At 65.5% G+C, this 1,459-nt stretch carries 1 protein-coding gene and 1 pseudogene; both read right to left on the bottom strand.

Annotation, left to right across the window (positions count from 1 at the left end):
- Positions 1-1,088, bottom strand: a 1,088-nt coding sequence (serA, locus tag D3H34_RS32600) for a phosphoglycerate dehydrogenase (protein WP_119558857.1), incomplete at its 3' end; no start/stop codon positions are given.
- Positions 1,089-1,193: 105 nt separating this feature from the next.
- Positions 1,194-1,459, bottom strand: a pseudogene (locus D3H34_RS32595) (3-oxoacyl-ACP reductase); the annotation flags it as partial.

Genomic DNA, 1,459 nt, shown 5'->3' with positions numbered 1-1,459 from the left:
TGCTGGGCGAACACCTGGTTGATGGCCGACAGCACGCCGGGCACGTTGTGGTGCACATGCAAGATGCGCTTTTGTCCGGGGTGGGCCGGCAGTGCGACTTCGGGGAAGTTCACGGCCGAGGTGGTCGTGCCGTTGTCGCTGTACTTGACCATCTTCTCGGCGACTTCGAGGCCGATGTTGGCCTGGGCCTCCATGGTCGAGCCGCCGATGTGCGGCGTCAGGATGACGTTGTCCAGGCCGCGCAGCGGCGAGATGAATTCGTCCTTGTTGGTGCGCGGCTCGACCGGGAACACGTCCAGCGCGGCGCCGTGCAGGTGGCCGGACTTCAGCGCGTCGGCCAGGGCATCGATCTCGACCACGGTGCCGCGCGAAGCGTTGATCAGGATGGCGCCGGGTTTCATGGCGGCGATTTCGGCGGCGCCGATCATCCATTGCGTCGACGGCAGTTCGGGCACGTGCAGGGTCACGATGTCGCTGACCGACAGCAGCTCCTGCAGCGAGGCGGCCTGGCGTGCATTGCCCAGCGGCAGCTTGGTGACGATGTCATGGAACACGACCTGCATGCCCAGGCCTTCGGCCAGCACCGACAGCTGGCTGCCGATGGAGCCGTGGCCCACGATGCCCAGCGTCTTGCCGCGGATTTCGTAGGAGTGTTCCGCGGTCTTGAGCCAGCCGCCGCGGTGGGCCGCGGCGTTCTTCGCGGGAATGCCGCGCAGCAGCAGGATGGCTTCGGCCAGCACCAGTTCGGCCACCGAGCGGGTGTTGGAGTAGGGGGCGTTGAACACCGCCACGCCGCGCTGGCGTGCGGCGTTCAGGTCGACCTGGTTGGTGCCAATGCAGAAGCAGCCCACGGCCACGAGCTTTTGCGCGGCCTGGAACACCGCTTCGGTCAATTGGGTGCGCGAGCGTATGCCGACAAAGTGCACGTCGGCGATCTTGCGCTCCAGCTCCTCGGACGGCAGCGCGCCGGTGAGCGCTTCCACGTTGGTGTAGCCCGCGTTTTGCAGCAGCTGCAACGCGCTGGGGTGGATGCCTTCCAGCAGTAAGAACTTGATTTTCGACTTGTCCAGCGAGGTCTTGGTGGTCATGACATGGTTCCGATTGCGCGATTCCTCATTAAAGCTGATTCTCAATGACGCTACAGCGGATAGGTTCACCGCCCGCGTGCGCGGCGCTTGCGGCGTGGCAGCGCTTCAGCCCCGGCCGACGAAAGGCATCTTGGTCGCCATGACGGTGTGGAACAGCACGTTGGCTTCGAGCGGCAGGCTGGCCATGTAGAGCACCGACTGGCCGACCACGGCCGCATCGATCATGGGCTCGACCGCGATCTCGCCGTTGGCCTGGGGCACGCCCTTGGCCATGCGCTCAGCCAGGTCGGTCATCGCATTGCCGATATCGATCTGCCCCACGGCGATGTCGTACTGGCGGCCGTCGAGCGCGGCGGTCTTGGTCAGTCCCA

This window comes from Acidovorax cavernicola (genome assembly GCF_003581445.1).
Note: the sequence above shows the minus strand (reverse complement) of the source record. Positions and strands in the feature narration are given on the sequence as shown.